We start from the raw sequence: 17,450 nt of genomic DNA on the forward strand, positions 1-17,450 counted from the left end.
GGCGCGTGGCGGGGGGGGGGTGGGGGGGGTGGACATTTAGGAGGCGCCCCGCCGCGGGCGCCGGGGGGTTAGGCGCCCCGGCCCGCCGCCAACGTGCCTAGCGTTTACGGATACCCCAGACCAGGGCTCCGACGCCGGCTATGGCGATAACAAATGCCATGAGCAGTGCGGCGGTCTGCTGGTCACCCGTGGTGGGCAGGAAACCCTTGACCGCCTTGACGATGTTCGTCACGGTCTTGGGCGTGCCGGGATCGGGCGTCGGCACGGGCGTCTCGGGCTTCTTGTACGTGTTGTTGAACACGATGCCCTCGACGCTCTTGTCGCCCTTGGTAAAGGCGACATTCGCCTTGAGGTTGCCCTCGCCGCCATCGGCCACGTTGACGGTCGCGGTAAAGACGGACTTGTCATAGGTCATACCGGCCTCGTCGCCCTTGACCTCGCTGATGGTGTAGACGTACGTACCGGGCTCGTCGTACTCGAACTTGTCGAAGTTGATCTTGCCATCGGCATCGTTGGTGACCGTAGACTCAATGTCCTCGCCAACGAGCTTAAAGCTAAACTCGTCCTTCTTGAGCTCGCGTCCCTCGAGCACCTTGATGGCACCGATGGAGACCTGCGTGGGCATGGCATGATACTTGTTGGTAAAGCCAGCCGACTCAGTAGTTCCCTCGAGCTTGTGCGTCGCGGTCAGCGTGCCGTCGCCGTTGTCGGAGACGGTGGTCACGACGGTGTAGGTCGTGCCGTCATAGGTGACGCCCTTGTACAGGCCGAGCGCGTTGGGGCAAGCCTCGCGCAGCATGTACGTGTGCGCGCCAGGCGCCTCGTAGCGGATCGGGCTCAGCGCGACGGTGCCATTGGCGTCGTTGGTGCCGGTCGCGACAACCACGCCGTCCTCGAGCAGCTCAAACGTGAACTCGCCTGCTGCAAGGTCGCGTCCGGTCAGGCGCTTGACCGTCTTGACCTGATCGGTCACCACAGAATCGGTAGGCGTCACGCTGTAGGTGTTGGTGAACGTGAAGGCAGCGCCGTCGTCACCCTCGCGCACGACCTTCAGATGTCCGGCACCGTCGTCAGTCACGGTGTAGGAAACCTTACGCGTGGCGTTGGCGTCGTTGGTCACGCCAGGGGCGCTACCGGACTCGGTCACCGTGTAGGTAAAGGTGTGCGAACGCGGGGCAATGGGGGCTGCGGGCTCGGACTCGCCGCCGGACTCGTCGGCATTGGCATCAGCGTCGACGTCGGCCTCTTCAGCCTCTGCCTCGTCGGCCTCGGCTTCGTCAGCTTCGTCTGCCTCGGCCTTATCGGTCGCATCATCCGTCACGCCCAAGGCGCGGTTGAGGTCCTCGAGCGTAAAGTGGATCTTGCCAAAGTCCACGTTGCCGGCCGCGTCGTTGGTTGCGGCCGTGCGCTCGGGCATCGGGGCGCCCGCCTCATCGGCGGTCACGGTAAAGGTGAACTTACCCGTGATATCGGCCGGGGTCAGGCCCTCGGCAGCCTGGAGCTTCTTGGCGCCGGCGAGCGCGGCGTCAACGGCATCGGCGCCGTAGACGTTCTCGAACACGGGCTCGACGCCACCGTAGTCAGGCTTCGCCGTCAGAGTGCCGTCGCCGTTGTCGACGACGATGACCTTAAAGCTAAAGCTCGACTTCGCGGCAGTAATACCCTTTGCTGCGAGCGGGGACGTGTACTCAAACGCCGTGTAGTTGATAGTCCACGCAAGCTTGGCATCCGCGTCGGTGCGGATGGCGCGTTTGGCGTTTACCAGGTCGGCAAGCATCTCTGTCGTGTAATGCAGCGTGCCAAAGCTCACCTGGCCGTTAACGTTCCACGCCGTAGTGCCGTTGATGGCTTCCGTCTCACCTGCATAGGCAATACCGAAGCAGAACTCGCCGTCGGCCATCGGACGACCGGTCAGGGTCTTGGTTGCGACAACCTGAGCAGCGGTGCCCGGGTTATCGGTCGATGCGTGGTAGCTGTTGGCGAACGGGACCACGGCGCTCTCGACCTTGTTCTCGCCGCTCTTGTGGACCGTCGCATGCGTGCCCTCGGGTCCGCCAGAAACGATCGTCGTGGCGGTGAGCGTGCCGGCACCATCGTCGGCGATAGCGATCGTCACGGTGCGCACGGCCTCGTCGTAGGTGTAACCGGGCTTGCCGTCGTTCTTCTCGGCAACGGTGTATGTAAAGGTCTTGCCCGCGTCAGCCTGCGTAAACTTGACCTCATGGCCAGCCAGGATGTCGATCAGGCCAACCGTTGCCTCTGCCGTTGCAGGGGACTTGTACACGTTGGCGCCCTCGTGCAGGCCGAGCGCGATGGCCGAAGCCTCGTCGGCAGGCGTCACGGTAAAGGTGAACTGACCCTCGGTCATGGGACGTCCGGAGAGGGTCTTGCTGAGCTTAAGGCCGCCGGCCGCGGCGTAATCGAGCTCAGAGCGGTACGTGTTGGTGAAGCGGCCGCTTTCCTTCTTGGTGACGTTGGCGGTCAGGGTGCCGTCGCCGTTCTCGGTCACGGTCACTTCGGCGGTTGCGACATGCGCGTCATACGTCATACCGGCCGCGCTGCCCGCGTTCTCGCGGATCTCGTACTTGTAGGTTCCGGCAGCCGTGTAGTGGATCTTGCCGAACTTGATGGCGGCGATGCCATCCTCCGCGTCCTTCTTGCTCACGGTTACGGTTGCGGGATCAGGCAGTGGGGTGCCCTCGGGGGCCGCGATGGTAAAGCTGAACTTGTCTGCATCCGTCCAGTCGCGACCGTCGATGGCCTTGCTCAGGCCAAAGTCGAGCTCTGTGTCGATCGGGGTCACGCTGTAAGCGTTCTCGAAAGTTGCAGCCTTGACGTCGTCCTTCAGGACATGCTCGGCCTTGAGGGTACCGTCGCCGTTGTCGGTGATGGTGGTCTCAACGGTGTACTTGGCGGCGCTGTACGTGACGCCCTTGCTGGTGGTTCCGCCGTTGACCTCGCGCAGTGTGTAGGTGTGCTTGCCGGGCTTGTCGTACTTCACGGCGTTCATCGTGATCTTGCCTTCGGCATTGTTGGTGCCGGTGGCGACGACCTTGGCGTCCTCGCCCTCGCCCTCGACGAGCTCGAATCTGAACTCGCCAGCCTTGAGGCCGCGGCCGTCCAGGACCTTGGTCGCGGTGATCTGGTCGGTGACGCGCGTCTCGACAGGCGTCACGCTATAGGTATTGGTGAACGTAAATGCCGCATCGCCGTCCGGCTTGCGGGACACCCTCAGAGTACCCTCGCCGTCATCAGTCACGGTGAAGGAAACCGTACGCGAAGTCTCGGCGTCGTTGGTCACGCCAGCGACCTCACCGGACTCGGTCACGGTGTAGGTAAAGGTGTGCTCGCGCTTCTCGGGCTTCTCGCCCAGAGCCTTGTTAAGGTCGTCGAGCGTAAAGGTGATCTTGCCAAAGTCGACCTTGCCCTTGGCATCATTGGTCACGCTCGCGTTCGCGGGCATGGGTGCGCCCTCTTCACCGGTCACGGTAAAGGTGAACTTGCCGGCAATGTCAGCCGGGGTCAAGCCATCAGGAACCTGCAGATTCTTCTTGCCCACAAGCGATGCCTCGACAGGCGCGGCAGTGTAGGTGTTCACAAACTCGTTGCCGGCATCGCCGTAGACAGCCGTCGCCGTCAGGGTACCATCGCCGTTGTCGACAACGGTTACACATGCGTCAATTGCCGACACGGTGGCGCTCACGCCCGCAGGCAGCTTTCCGATCTGCTCGGCAGCAATGTAGCGAATGGTCCACGTGGGCTTGTCGGAGCTAGCATCAACCGACGCCTTGCCCTCCTCGACCAGCTTGGCAAGCGACTCGGTCGTGTACGTCAGCGGCCCGAACTCAACCTTGCCACCCTTGTTGGTTGCATCCAGCAGCACCTCGTCGTGCCCCGCATAGCTCAGCGCAAACTTAAATTCGTCATCGGCCATCGGGCGCCCCGTGAGCGTCTTGGTTGCCTCAAGAGTCAGCGGGGTTTCCGTCTTGGCGCTATAGGTGTTCTTGAACTCGGTCTTGCCCGAGATCTTTTCAACGTCAGCCTTAAGCCCACCCGTGGCCTTAACCGCCACGGTCACCTTGAACGTGGCAACGTTCTCGCTGTAGGTGATGCCACCGGCGCCGCCCTTGACCTCGCGGACCTCATAGGTGTACTCGCCCGGCTTGTTGCAGGTGATCTCGCCGAAGTCGATAGCTGCCTTGCCATTGTCGTCCAGGTCGTCATTGGTCACGGTCGCGGTCGCGTGTGCGGGCATCGGGGCGTCATTCTCAGACGTTGCGGAGAGTTCAAACTTAAACTCGTCCGCATCCGTCCAGCTGCGGCCCTCGAGCACCTTGGTCAGGCCAAAGCTGGCCTTGGTATCCACCGTTGTCGGCGTCACGTTAAAGCTGATCTTGCCGTTGTTGCCCAGGTAGGAATTGACATGCGTCGCGGTCGCCTTGGCGGACACGTTGTTCCACTTGGGGTTAAGAACGTCGGTCGCGGTACCAGTGTTGTTGCCGCTCACACTCTCCTTGGTGGTGTGGAGCTCGTCGATAAAGGCTAGGCGCGCGGTTCCCACGCTAAACGAAAGGCTGCCGTCCTCGTCAGCAACAATAGCGCCGTCAAACTTCGCAGCGTCGCCGCCGATAAACTCGATGACGGCAGAGGCGGGCTTGGCCTCATCGTTTTCGCCCTGCTCCTCAAACTCATCCTTGTAGTAATAGGTGCCGGTATCTGCCAGCGAATTCTTTGCAGGCTGCGTGCAGTCCTTGTCCGTGTAAATTGGGGTCTGTTTCTGGAAGTAGTAGTAGCGGTTGGTGTCGGCCGGCTCAAAGGTCGCAACCGTATTACCCAACGCGCCGGTCTCCCACTTGTTCGCGTAGAAGTTCACGGTCTTGGTGCCATCGTCGGCAACGGTCGTATTCTTTTCGATGTAAGCCTTGAGCCCCGTGACCTCCTCAGGCGTAAATAGGTTGTCGAGCGCAACACTCTTCACGCTCGAGGCATACTTCACCTGAATGGGCTTAACGTTGTCGACCGAAAGCTTGCCGTCTACGGTCTTAAAGTGACTCAGCGGAATCAACGACGCAGGAATATTGACCGTTACGATATCGCCCTTCTGGGGATTGTCGTCGCCGGCACGCTGCACGGTAATGAGCAGGTCTTTTGCCTTGCCGGTGAACTCGTAGGTGTCGGTATTGGTTTCTTTATTGACCGTCTTGCTCGCCTTGGTAAACGGCGTGCCGTTGATGACGACTTCGGTAAATCCATCAACCTGCATAAAGTCGCCCAGCTCGTCGGTAAACGTGATGTAGCCGGACTTGGTCTCGTCGTAGCCCTTATGGATTTCGGTCGGATAAGGCGCCTCCGATGTGATGGCCTGCGAGATGTCGTCGAAGACCTTCTTGAGCTCTTCGGCATTGGTCGCCGACTTGTAGTAGTCGGAGTTTTCCGCACGCGTTCCGTGAGAATTCCATTTCGTGGCATTGGGGTAGTTGCTCGAAACGGCCTGCATGAACTTGTTCTCTTGGCTTGTCTTCGAATCCTGGACGCTGGCTTTGGGATCCGCGCCATCAAAGATGCCGATAGTATAAACGGTAGCCTTGCTGTCCTTCATGCTCTTGGCGGCCGTTACGGCAGCGTTAGCGACATCCGGATTGAACTCGCTGAAGCTTGTCGGCGTGCCGTCGGTAAAGAACACAACAATCTTCTTGGCGTCCGCGCGACCAGAAGTGATGCCCTCTGCCAGCTGCAGGCCATTGTCGGCGCGCGTTGCACCAGCGGGTGTAATCTGGGCAATCCTATCCTTAAGAGCTTTCACGTTGCCGCCGGAGCAATCGGTCAGGTCTTTCATAACCTGTGTGTAATTGTAGGTGTATCTTCCGTCAGGATACGTCTCGTTGCCGATATTGTCGGACTTCTTGCCCGCAAACTTAACGATTGCAACCTTATGCTGCCTATCCACGCCCTCGATGCTCTCGTTTTGTTTGGCAATGGTGTCGATGAAGCTGCTGGCAGCGCTCTCCAGTACATCGATACGCTTGGTGGAATCTCCACCGCCCATCTCACCATCCATCGAGCCAGAGGCATCCAGCACCATCACGATGTCGAGCGGCGTAGTAACCGTCACGGTTGAATTGGACGTCGAGGACATGGCCGAAAGCGTAGTCAGAAAATCCGACTCCTCGTTTTTCTCGGTTGCCTTGACCGTCTTGTCGGTCCAGATTCGGCCGACGTGTTGGGTCGATACTTTATTGCCGCTATGGCCAGCCGCCCAGATTTCCCAGCGGCCGCTGGTATCGGGATCGACGACCTTTCCGGTCATTGTCGGTCCATCCATTCCGGTGCTGGACCTGGCGTTGGCCTCGGGCAGCATGGCAAATGCCGCAGCCGGCAATACCAGCACTACGGCCAGCATCACCGCCAAGAGACCCCTCGTGTACTTACCCATCGCGTCTCCCTTCTCGCAGACTCAGGCCTTGCATCAGCCTCAAGTTACGGAATGAGACACAATTTGAGCAGGTGACACACGTTCCAGATTCGGTTTTGAGCGTGAGACAAATGTCTCACCATAGTTGAGACACGAGCGTTTTCGCAGGAAAACGGGTGCGACTCAAGATGGACGGGGCAAAAGAACCCGTTTTCCTCCGTCCCCGGGGGATCAATTGGTGGTGCTCGCCACGAAACTGGCCTATCTACTATGTTTAACCCGATGCCCCTGACCACAACCGCGTTTCATGAAAAACCGCAGGCGTTCTACCTGCGGTTTCGTTTTCGCGCTTTTTGGCATGGTTGAGGGTAGCGGCTTAAACGTAGTAGATGGGCCCATTTCGTGGCAGACGGGTCGCGCGGCAGCCCTCGCAAGGCCAAAATGATCCGTTTTCCTTCGTCCGCGGGAGATCAAGCGCTGTTACTGATATGGTGGCATTTCAAAACTATGCCAGATTACGGAGCTAAAGTCGGGGCCCTCATCCATACCCTCTATTTTTGAAAAAAGCGAGCTGTCTACCTGCGGTTTTATCTTCGTGGTTTTCGATATGGTTGGGGATTCGCAATTCAGCCCCGTAATCCGGCATAGTTTTTGTTCGCAGAGGCTTAGCCGCGCGTTCACGCGCGGGGCCGGCGGGGCATTTTTGCCCCACCGGCCCCTATTCCAGCTCTATTCCAGTGCTACTCCGGCTTGGTTTCTACCGTGGGAGTCTTGTTCGCCGCAACCGGAGTACGGGCGGTGTCCATAGTCAGGCAGTGCTTGGGGCAGCTCTCGATGCACTCGCCACACACCACGCAGGCGTACGGGTCGATCGACCAGGTACCACCCTTGCGATCGACCGCAAGCGCGCCCGCCGGGCAGCGACGCGCGCACATACCGCAGCAGATGCACACGTCCATATCGTTGACGATATGCCCGCGCAGGCGCTCGGGCACCGTCAGCTCCTCCTGCGGATAGCGCACCGTGACCGGTTGCTTGACCATAGAGCCCAAGGCCGTCTTGGCAAATGTCATCAAACTCATGCCGCGCCTACCTTTCCGTGCAACTAATGCAGGGGTCGATGGTCAGGATAATCATGGGCACGTTGGCAATGAGCACGCCCTGCAGTGCATGCGTCAGGCCCGCCAGGTTTTGCGACGTCGGCGTGCGCACGCGGAAACGGTCCAAATTCTTGGTGCCGTTACCGCGCACATAGTAGTACGCCTCGCCGCGCGGTTGCTCAATCACAACCTCGCCGCGTGCGCCATCGGCCGGCGTAAGCTTGGTGCGCCCGCCGATGCCGTCGTGCGGAATCTTGCCCACAAGCTCCTTAATGATGTCCATGGCCTGCGTGACCTCGGCACAGCGCACCTGGCAGCGGGCATAGCAGTCGCCATCGGTGGCAACGATGGGCTCAAACGCAGCCAGGTCCGCATAGGCACCGTCGCCAAACATGCGCACGTCGTAGTCCACGCCCGAGGCGCGCCCAAACGGACCGACCATCGACAGGTCCAGCGCGTCCTTCTTGCTGATCACGCCCACGCCATGCAGGCGCTCGCCGCAGCTGTTGTCGTCCAAAAACGTATGCACCAGGGCCTCGTAGTCGGGGCGCATGGCATCGAGCGTCTGGACAATGCCCGCCAGCTCGGAGTCCTCGATATCGTGCTTAAGGCCGCCGATCTCGTTAATCGACAGAATCACGCGACCGCCACACGTGCTCTCAAAGATCTTGAGAATCTGCTCGCGCAGGGTCCACGACCGATAGAACAGCGCCTCGAAGCCAAAGGCATCGGCGAGCAGGCCCAGCCACAGCAGGTGCGAGTGAATGCGCGAAAGCTCGTGCAAAATGGTGCGAATATACCGCACGCGGCCGGGCACCTCGATATCGAGCATGCGCTCGCAGGCGCTGGCATAGCCGCAGCTGTGACCCACGGCGCAAATGCCGCAGATGCGCTCGGCGATGTAGCCAAACTGGTGCATGTCACGCTTTTCGGTGAGCTTCTCGAGTCCGCGGTGCACAAAGCCGATCTGAGGAATAGCCTCGATAACGCGGTCGTCCTCGAGCACCAGGTCCAGGTGAAGCGGCTCGGGCAGCACCGGGTGCTGCGGGCCAAACGGAATAACGGAGCGATGTGCCATGGACCTTACGCCTCCTTTTTCTGCTTATCGCGGGCGGCCTTCTCGGCCGCGGCCTTGCGCGCCTTGGCCTCGGCGGCGGCACGGACCTTCATGGCCTTCTCGCGCGCAGCCTTAACCTCGGGCGTGATAACGCTCATGGGCTCGGCAGTCGAGACCTGGTAGAAAAAGCCCTTAAAGTCAATCTGCATGTCGGTAATGGCAAGCCCAAACAGGTCGTGCGCCTCATTTTCAAACGGGAACACCGCAGGGTAGTACGAGCTGATGGACGGAATCTCCTGGTACTGGTCGATGCCCTCGACTACCAGGTTCTCAATCGCATAACTGCCGTCCTGCGCGATCTGCTCCTGGGCAGCACGAACGTTGATGAACGTATAGACCAAGCGATACGTGCCGTCGTCCACATTGCGCTCGGCGTGCATCTGTACAAAGCGGGCACCGGAACCCTTGAGCGCCTGGACATGCGACAGCAGCGCATCGAGCTCGACGGTGGTATAGATTGCCTTTTGCATTACTCGGCCCCCCTTGCAGCGGCGGACGCGGCGGGCGTCCCAGCAGGTGCGTCGCCAGCGGCGGGCGCGTCGCCGGCCTCAGCCGCGGCCACAAATCCGTCCTCGCCCAGCTCAACACCACCATCCCAGGTAGCGGCACCGCCCACGGTAAGCGGGTCGCCGCCGGCGCGCATCACGGCCTCCTTCTGGTCCAGGATGCCGCACGCCTCCACGATGGCGTCGATCACCGTCTCGGGGCGAATGGCGCATCCGGGCGCGTACACGTCCACGGGAATTGCGCGGTCCACGCCACCGATCACGTTGTACGCATCGCGGAACACGCCGCCCGAGCACGCGCAGATGCCGCACGCCACCACGCACTTGGGCTCGAGCATCTGGTTGTAGATCTGGCGCACGACGGGCAAGTTCTGGGCGTTGACCGACCCCGTCACCAAAAAGATGTCCGCATGTTTGGGGTTGCCGGTGTTGACCACGCCAAAGCGCTCCGCATCGAACAGCGGCGTGAGCGAGGCCAGCACCTCGATATCGCATCCGTTGCAGCTCGAGCCGTCGTAATGAATAACCCACGGCGAGCGCGACATTTTATGATCCATGGATGCCGCCTCCTAAATAAACACGTCGACGAGGATGGGCATAAGGTTGAGCAGGCCAAACACCAGCGCCACACCCCAGCCGAGCTTAAAGCAGCTGCGCCAGGTGCTACGGGCGAAGGTGTTATCGATCAGTACCTCGGCAAAATACGTCATGACCATAACGACCAGGGCGACGACCCAGCTCACCGGGTTGTCCCAAACAAAGAACATGCCCACCCACATCAAAAACAGCACGGTCTCGCACCAGTGCATAAGGGTCATCTTGGCCAGCGTGCCGCCGCTCATCTCGGTGGCGACGCCCTGGACGATCTCCTGATGCGCGTGATGCGAGTACGAAAGGTCAAACGGCGACTTGCGCAGTTTGATGGTAAGCACCGCGAGCAGCGCGAGGAAAATGGGCGCGCTGTACACGATGATGGGGGCCGACTGCCCCGTCACGGCGATGGAATCGAAGCTGTCGGTGGCAAGGTACAGGCCCACACTCATCAGCAAAACGGCGGGCTCGTAACTCATGACCTGCAGCAGCTCGCGGTCGGCTCCGACCTGGGCAAACGGGCTTTGCGTCGAGGCGGACGCCAGCACCACAAAGATCGCAGCGAGGGTAACCATAAAGGCGCATAACAGTGTGTTGGAACCCGACACAAAGATGCCGCCGCCCACCACGGTAAAGATGAGCGCGCACGCCATGTAGGTATCGTCCACGGTGTTTACGCTGGCAGGGGCTTTGCGCAGGAGCTTGGCTACATCGTAGAACGGTTGCAGCAGACGCGGTCCCACGCGGCCCTGCATGCGGGCGGACAGCTTGCGGTCGATGCCGTCGATCAGGCCACCAACCAAAGGCGCCAGCAGGGCAAACGCCACGGTGCCTATAAAGATGCCCACGACGCCCGAGCCTTCGAAATACTTGCCGCGCAGCACCGAGGGCTCGCCCATGGCGAGCGTATCGGGACCAATCCATACGCAGCATAGCAGCGCGAACAGAATGATGCTGCAGCACACGATGCTGCCCGCGGGGCCAATGCGATTCTCGCCAAGGGCATCCTCCAGGTACCAATTGCGCTTTTCGGCCTTCACCTCGTGTCCCATCGAGCCGCGGAAATGACGGTAATTGTCGGTTCCCGCGCCCGAAAGATATACGTTTACGTGCGGTTTGTTGCTCACGCGGAATGAAGTCAGCAGCACCACGGCGATAAAAGCCACGATAACCACCATTAGATACATGGCATCCTTGCCAATAACATACGGCACGCGGCCAAACACCATGGCCAAGTAAGGCGACACCAGACCGCTCGAGATAATCGGGAACGCTACACAGCACAGAATCAGCAGCGCGGCGATAGTGTTGAGCGCTATCCATTCGGTCTTATGGACATTGCCCTCCACGTTTTCGGCCGTAGAATCCACGCCCGAGAGCTTGGCGAGCCACTTGCCCCAGAAAAAGAACGTCGCGGCCGAGCCAAAGGCCAGCACCATGATCATGAGCACATTGCCGGTCTGCGCAAACGCCACCAGGGCGCCCCACTTAGACACGAGCATGCCAAACGGCGCCACGAACATGCCCATGATACCCAGCATCATCAGGCGCGTCAGGTGCGGCATGCGGCTGAACATGCCGTCCATGTCCTCGATATTGCGGCTGCCGATATGATGCTCGGCCGTGCCCACGCACAGGAACAGCAGCGACTTTGCCACCGTATGGAACAAGATCAAGAAGATGGCGGCCCACACGGCCTCGGGCGCGCCGACACCCAGGCAGGCACTGATGAGGCCCAGGTTGGAAATGGTGGAGTACGCGAGCACACGCTTGGCATTGCTCTGCGAGATGGCCATGAGGGCGGCGAGCAAAAACGTGATGGCGCCCACGCTCGTGACCATAAAGCCGGTCACGGGATAGGTGGCGTACAGCGGGCTCAGCTTGACCATCAAAAACACGCCGGCCTTGACCATGGTGGACGAGTGCAGCAGGGCGCTCGTGGGCGTGGGGGCGACCATGGCGCCGAGCAGCCAGGTGTGGAACGGCATCTGTGCGGCCTTGGTAAGCGCGGCGATCGACAGCAAGACGACCGGCAGCACCAGCAGCGCGGATTGCGCGGTTCCGGCGCCGGAAAGCTCGATCATGCCCGAGATGGTCAGCGGTACACCGTTGACGTGCAGGAACATAAGGCCCGCCAAAAACGCGATGCCGCCCAGCATGTTGAGGATGATCTGGGTAAAGGCGTTTTTGATGGCCTCGGGCGTGCGCGTATAGCCAATCATAAGAAACGAGCACACGGTGGTGATTTCCCAGCCGCAGAACAGCCACTCCAGGTTGTCGCTCGTCACGATGACGAACATGGCCGAAAGGAACAGGAACATAAGCGCCAGGAACTGCGGGCGTCGGTCGGGCGCGGTCTGCCCACGCAGCGCGGCCTCGTGCTCATCGTGCGCCTGGAAGTCCTTCATGTAGCCCAGGGCATACACGCAGATCAGGCTGCCGACAATGCCAACGGCGAGCACCATGATCACGCTCATATAGTCCAGGTAGAGCGGCGTGGCGGTGACGACCTCGGCCGTGGGCAGCGTCATGGCAGCGAAGGCAACCGAACCCACCAGCTGCACCACGCCGAGCACACCGGTAAGCGCGTTCCTATATTTGAACGCGTTGTACAGGATGACGGCGCACAGAATTACGTCGATGACGGAGCTGATGATCGAGAGCACATGCGAGGTGCCGGGGGCAACCTCAAAGCCCTGCGGACCCGTGCCAAAAAATAAGACGGCAACTACAACGGTCACCGCCATAATAATGCCGGAGCCTACAAGCCCTACCGCATCGCGGGCTCGGTCACTGCGCGCGAGCAGCATGCCCATCGCCGGTACCAGCGGAAACAGGGTAAGGAAATACAGTAGCGTCATACCATCACTCCCCCATGCAAAAACGCTGCAATTATTTAACGTTATAGCTCAAATTGGGAGTTCAGGCGGCAGGTTTTCGGTCAACTGGGGGGTTTTAGGCGTATGGGGTAAGGACATGTCCGCTTTGGAGTAGAGAGGCAACACTCCCCCTCTCGTAGCGGCGGGCGCACGGGCCACTGCGCGCGGTTTATTGACCACTTTGAAGGATGTCCCGATAGACTCGCGGCGGTCCAAAAAGTTGGCGCGGCAAGAAAAATGCGCCCCCGCGGACGCACCATCCCGTTCGCTATTCCGCCTTTTTAACGCGCGGTTTACGACCCCGCGGCTTATCGACCAAGGCGGCCTCGCCACCGTCGCGATACTGTCGGCACCAAGCTTTAACCGAAGACTCGCTGGGGATCTTGTGCTTGACCATGACCTCACGCACCGTCAGACCATGTTCCAAGCGGTCCTTAACCACGGCAAGCTTAACGTCAAACGAATATGTGTGGTGATGAGAGCCCGCATTGAGAACGGCGTCGGCGCCGCCCACGGCATACGCACGGGCCCACTGACGGGCTGTGGCCTGGGGGATGCCAAGCTCTGCAGCGAGCGCGCGATGGCCGACCCCTTCTTGGAGGATCTCGACAGCGCGCTGCCTAATCTCGGGCGCATGCGTGCGAGTCCTTGTTGTTTCTGACATACCTGCCACTTCTACTTCTTAGCCTTAAACGTTAAATTGCTTTCTTACGTGCAAGTTAGATAGTAGCATTTTACTGTTTGCTCAAAGCAGTTAATTAAAATAGACGCGGCGCTATCTGGGAATTTGACACCAATTTACGATATTTCTTTATTGATTATTTACGCTGGTAACTAGCTCGCAGCTAATCGTCATTCGCTTGCCAGCAAAATTGGCACCTCTTTATATCCTTTGGAATAGAGGATATGATTATTAACCCCTCCTCCAATAATTTTGAGCAGCCTGCAAGGCAGTAGACGCCTCACTCCCCATGATTAGCGCGCATTGCCGTCCACCGGGGCAAAACAAAAAGGGCGGGACCTGCTGCGCTTGCAGGCCCCGACCCGATTGACACCCGATGGGACGCGGCCGGGCGAGACAGATCCGTGCTACCGCCCCACCTGGCCGCGATGTTCAACTACAGCTCGTTGGCCGCGTGATATGCCGTGCGAATGGCGTTCGCAATGTCGGCGGTGCGCTCGCCCGAGCAGTCGCCCACACAGGTCACGGGCACCGTAACGCCATCCAAGTCAAACGCGTTGGCCTTGGAACCGACGGCCATCACCACGTAATCGCAGGCGATCTTCACCGGCTCCTCGGCGCCGTCATCGGCAGTGCGAATGGCCTCCACGCCCTCGTCGGTAATGGCGGTCAGACGGGTCTTAACATGCTGCTCCACGTTGTGCTCTGCAAAGTCGCTCATAATCAGTGGCAGAATGGTCTCGGACTCGCCTGCGGCAATCTTGTCGAGCATCTCCACGATCGCCACTTCGCAGCCGTGCTGCAGCAGGTACTCGGCAGTCTCGGTGCCCACCAGGCCACCGCCAATGACGGCGACGCGGCCCGTAAGCTCCACTTTGCCGGCCAGCACGTCCCAGCTCGAGACGACCTTCTTAGAATCGGCACCCGGAACGGGGATGACCACGTCGTGCGCGCCCACAGCCACAATCGCGGCGTCGGCGGCGTTGAGGTCCTCAGTGGTAGCGACGTGGTTGAGCTCAACCTTCACGCCCAGGCCGGGCAGAATCTTCTCGTAATACTCGACCGAGCGCATGATTTCGTCCTTGCGCGGAGGCGCGGCCGCCAGCACAATCTGGCCGCCCAGATGATCGCTCGCCTCGTAGACGGTCACGTCGTAGCCGCGCTTGGCCGCCACGCGTGCGGCCTCCAGACCGGCAATACCGCCGCCCACAACGGCGATCTTCTTGTCGCCCTCGCCCGGCTTAATGGCGATGGTAGCCTCGTCGCCGTTCTCGGCATTGAGCACACACGAGATGTACTTGCGGTTTTGAATCGCATCGACGCAGCCCTTGTTGCAGTTGAGGCACTCGCGGATGGGCTCGCCCGTGGCGGCCTTCAGCGCAATGTCGGGGTCGCACATGAGCGAGCGGCCATAGGCGATGATATCGGCTGCGCCGTCTTCCAGAATCTTCTCGCCAGCCTCGACCGAGACAACACGGCCCACAGTTGCTACCGGCACGGAGACCAGGGCCTTGACGCGCTCGGCCACGGGCAGCGTCCAGTTGTAGGGCATGGCGCCCATGGACGGAATGGTATCGCCCATATTGCCGGTGTGGTTGGCCTGTGCAACCTGGATCATATCGATGCCCGCGCCCTCGAGCAGCTTGGCGAACTCGCAGGCCTCGTCGGGCTGCAGGCCGCCCTTGCCACGCGGCGTGCCATCGGGGTTCTCCATGATCACGGGGAGCTTATACTCCACCATCAGCTGCGGCGCGGCTTCCTTGATGGCAGCGACGACCTCCAGCGCGTAGCGAACGCGGTTCTCAAACGAGCCACCGTACTCGTCGGTTCGCTTGTTGAGGATCGCGGAGCACAGCGAACCCACCAGGCGGTCGCCGTGGACCTCGATGGCGTCGATGCCGGCCTGCTGCGCGCGAGCGGCCGAGGCAGCGATGGCCTCCTTGATCTGGGTGAGCTGCTCTACGCTCGCCTCGTTCACAAAGTGCTGCATGTCGTGGTGCAGCTTGGCGTATGCCTGCTTGCGGATCTCGTTGGACTCGGCCATCTTGGCGGCAAAGGTCTCCTCGTCGCCGGCGGCCTTGGCCTCCTGCGCGGCTTTGGCTGCAGCCATGGAGCCCATGACCATGCGGCCGACACCGGGCACGTCGTACTCGGGGTGGAACAGCTGCAGCGCGACCTTGGCACCGTGCTTGTGGACGGCGTCGGCCAGTGCCTTAAACGTGGGAATCTGGGCGTCGGTTGCCAGCTTGGGCGTGGGGCTTGCGGTCATGACGGGAGCGACGTCGCCGATGACGATGTAGCCCACGCCGCCACAGGCCAGGCGCTCGTAAAAAGCCAGGCTGCGCTCGCCGATGGAACCGTCGCGCTCCTCATAGCCGGTGGTCAGCGGCGGGAACATAATGCGGTTCTTGAGCTCAAGGGGGCCAACCGTAATGGGCTGGAGCAGCTTGGACGCAGGTGCGGTCATGGACATTCCTCTCTTGTAGACGCGGCGGCGATGGTGCCGCGTAGTTGTTTAGAGGATATGGCATGGGGGTACAGCGGCACAACGAAAATCGGCGGATAGCAGGCAGCGGCAGGCGGATGGGGCAGGGCGGCCCGTCGGTTTGTCTCGATCTGTAACAGCTACCCAGCAAAACCGGGTCTTACTGTTACAGATCGAGATATTCCTCTCGGCCCATCCTCAACAATCTCAATCTGTAACATCTAGACCCACTTTTGACCCCTACCTGTTACAGATCAAGACAAACGGAAGCGTTCCGTCGGAAAATCTCGATCTGTAACACCTACAGGCCAAAAACGACCCCAGATGTTACAGATCGAGACGAACAAACTCGGTCCGACCAAACATCTCAATCTGTAACATCTAGACCGACTTTTGACCCCTACCTGTTACAGATCAAGACAAACGGCAACTGTCCGTCCGAATATCTCAATCTGTAACAACAACTCGGCAAAATCCGTCCCTCGTGTTACAGATCGAGACAAACGGAGCCCCGCTCGCCGGAAATCTCAATCTGTAACATCTACAGACCAAAATCGGACCCACCTGTTACAGATCGAGACAAACCCCAGCAGCAACACCGTCCCCGTTCGAGGAAACGACCGCCACACTCACCTTTTTAAACAACCTAATACTGCGCATCCTGCGATAATGATTTGGTCACGCGTCGACTACGGCGAAGACGCGGCAGAGGGGACACCCATGCAACCGAGTACCACCGATAGGTCCACCGCAAAGCAAGCGCTGCTCGAGGCGCTCTTGAGCGACGCGGGGCTCAAGAGCCTCACGCAAACAGCCTCTACCGTTATGGGCAACCCGGTGCTCGTCGTCGATCCCGTCTACCGCTATGCCGCCCGCGGTGGCTTTGAGCTCGACGATGCCGACGACCCCCCCTTTTTTTGCAGCCATCACCCGCGCCGAGCTCTCCGAAGGCGATATGCTGCAGGACGAAGCCGTGCGCTACATCATCGAACGCGATCTAGACGAGAAGATTGCCCGCTCGACAGGCCCGCTCACACGCTATAACGACATGTTCTGCCTCAACACCATGACCGGTGCGATCAAGGTTCACGGCACGTGTCTGGGCCGGGCGCTGATGATCGAGCGCAATCTCATGCGAATCCTCCTTTATAGGGCTCTCGGACGAGCCCGGGTTTCATGCGAATTGCATGCGTATCGACAGCCATACTTTCGCTCGAAAACAGGCTCAAAACCATGTGCAGGCGCACCGATGTTTGCCCATAGCGACCATGGGCTTTGTGCGGATGAACCATGCGTTTGGGCAACGCTTTCGAGCGCATGGTCCTGGCGCCATACGCACAAAGGGGGGCGGTGTGCCTTATGGCACCCGCCCCTGATAATCGAGTTTTCTTATGTTTAGTCCTATTAAACAGTCCAATATCTTTAGGCAAGATCACCCCGACGGCGCTCATCCCACTTGGAAGGCCAGACTCCACCCGCCTGCTCGATGGGATGAGTCCGCGCATCACCTGGACTCTCTACGCCTCCAATGGATCGGTAGCCTCTTACGAACACTTTCAAAAGTATGACTCTCTGTTAGACCAGCATTGACGTAGCCGCTCCCTGCCGTTGCCAATAGTCCCAGAAGGGCTGGGGACGATCGATCATCTGGCGCCTCGTATGCTCGTAGAAGCCGCAG

Annotated in this window: 8 protein-coding genes; all 8 read right to left on the bottom strand. The window is 60.0% G+C overall.

Annotation, left to right across the window (positions count from 1 at the left end):
• Positions 1-97 precede the first annotated feature (97 nt).
• The 8 genes from ACTNA2_RS08515 to bilR all read right to left on the bottom strand — a co-directional run bounded on the left by ACTNA2_RS08515 (position 98) and on the right by bilR (position 15,754).
• Positions 98-6,433 carry a Spy0128 family protein gene (locus ACTNA2_RS08515; protein ID WP_441049250.1) on the bottom strand — a complete coding sequence of 2,112 codons (6,336 nt, stop codon included), beginning with the start codon at positions 6,431-6,433 and terminating at the stop codon, positions 98-100.
• A 719-nt stretch (positions 6,434-7,152) separates the two neighbouring features.
• Entirely contained in the window at positions 7,153-7,494 is a 342-nt protein-coding gene (locus ACTNA2_RS08520) for a 4Fe-4S dicluster domain-containing protein (protein WP_441049251.1), read from the bottom strand.
• 7 nt (positions 7,495-7,501) lie between these two features.
• Positions 7,502-8,590 (bottom strand): hydrogenase large subunit, encoded by a 1,089-nt coding sequence (locus tag ACTNA2_RS08525; protein WP_441049253.1) that lies wholly within the window; start codon positions 8,588-8,590, stop codon positions 7,502-7,504.
• A 5-nt stretch (positions 8,591-8,595) separates the two neighbouring features.
• Positions 8,596-9,099: an NADH-quinone oxidoreductase subunit C gene (locus ACTNA2_RS08530; protein ID WP_441049255.1), complete on the bottom strand. Its 504-nt coding sequence runs from the start codon at positions 9,097-9,099 to the stop codon at positions 8,596-8,598.
• Positions 9,099-9,692, bottom strand: a complete 594-nt coding sequence (locus ACTNA2_RS08535) for an NADH-quinone oxidoreductase subunit B family protein (protein WP_427795592.1) — start codon at positions 9,690-9,692, stop codon at positions 9,099-9,101. The genes ACTNA2_RS08530 and ACTNA2_RS08535 overlap by 1 nt, the downstream gene beginning before the upstream one ends.
• Positions 9,693-9,704: 12 nt before the next feature.
• Positions 9,705-12,587, bottom strand: coding sequence for a proton-conducting transporter transmembrane domain-containing protein (locus ACTNA2_RS08540; protein WP_441049257.1), 2,883 nt, complete (start codon positions 12,585-12,587; stop codon positions 9,705-9,707).
• 286 nt (positions 12,588-12,873) lie between these two features.
• Complete coding sequence (locus ACTNA2_RS08545; protein ID WP_229770663.1) at positions 12,874-13,269, bottom strand: helix-turn-helix domain-containing protein; 396 nt, start codon at positions 13,267-13,269, stop codon at positions 12,874-12,876.
• Positions 13,270-13,723: 454 nt separating this feature from the next.
• Positions 13,724-15,754: a bilirubin reductase, long form gene (gene bilR, locus ACTNA2_RS08550; RefSeq protein ID WP_441049259.1), complete on the bottom strand. Its 2,031-nt coding sequence runs from the start codon at positions 15,752-15,754 to the stop codon at positions 13,724-13,726.
• Between the last annotated feature and the right edge of the window lie 1,696 nt (positions 15,755-17,450).

It is taken from the genome of Collinsella sp. HCP28S3_E9, assembly GCF_052065455.1.
Lineage (GTDB): Bacteria > Actinomycetota > Coriobacteriia > Coriobacteriales > Coriobacteriaceae > Collinsella.

Excerpts from the sequence above, each read along its gene's own strand:
- ACTNA2_RS08515 (WP_441049250.1), bottom strand. The coding sequence starts at position 6,433 with ATGGGTAAGTACACGAGGGGTCTCTTGGCGGTGATGCTGGCCGTAGTG.
- ACTNA2_RS08520 (WP_441049251.1), bottom strand. The coding sequence starts at position 7,494 with ATGAGTTTGATGACATTTGCCAAGACGGCCTTGGGCTCTATGGTCAAG.
- ACTNA2_RS08525 (WP_441049253.1), bottom strand. The coding sequence starts at position 8,590 with ATGGCACATCGCTCCGTTATTCCGTTTGGCCCGCAGCACCCGGTGCTG.
- ACTNA2_RS08530 (WP_441049255.1), bottom strand. The coding sequence starts at position 9,099 with ATGCAAAAGGCAATCTATACCACCGTCGAGCTCGATGCGCTGCTGTCG.
- ACTNA2_RS08535 (WP_427795592.1), bottom strand. The coding sequence starts at position 9,692 with ATGGATCATAAAATGTCGCGCTCGCCGTGGGTTATTCATTACGACGGC.
- ACTNA2_RS08540 (WP_441049257.1), bottom strand. The coding sequence starts at position 12,587 with ATGACGCTACTGTATTTCCTTACCCTGTTTCCGCTGGTACCGGCGATG.
- ACTNA2_RS08545 (WP_229770663.1), bottom strand. The coding sequence starts at position 13,269 with ATGTCAGAAACAACAAGGACTCGCACGCATGCGCCCGAGATTAGGCAG.
- bilR (WP_441049259.1), bottom strand. The coding sequence starts at position 15,754 with ATGACCGCACCTGCGTCCAAGCTGCTCCAGCCCATTACGGTTGGCCCC.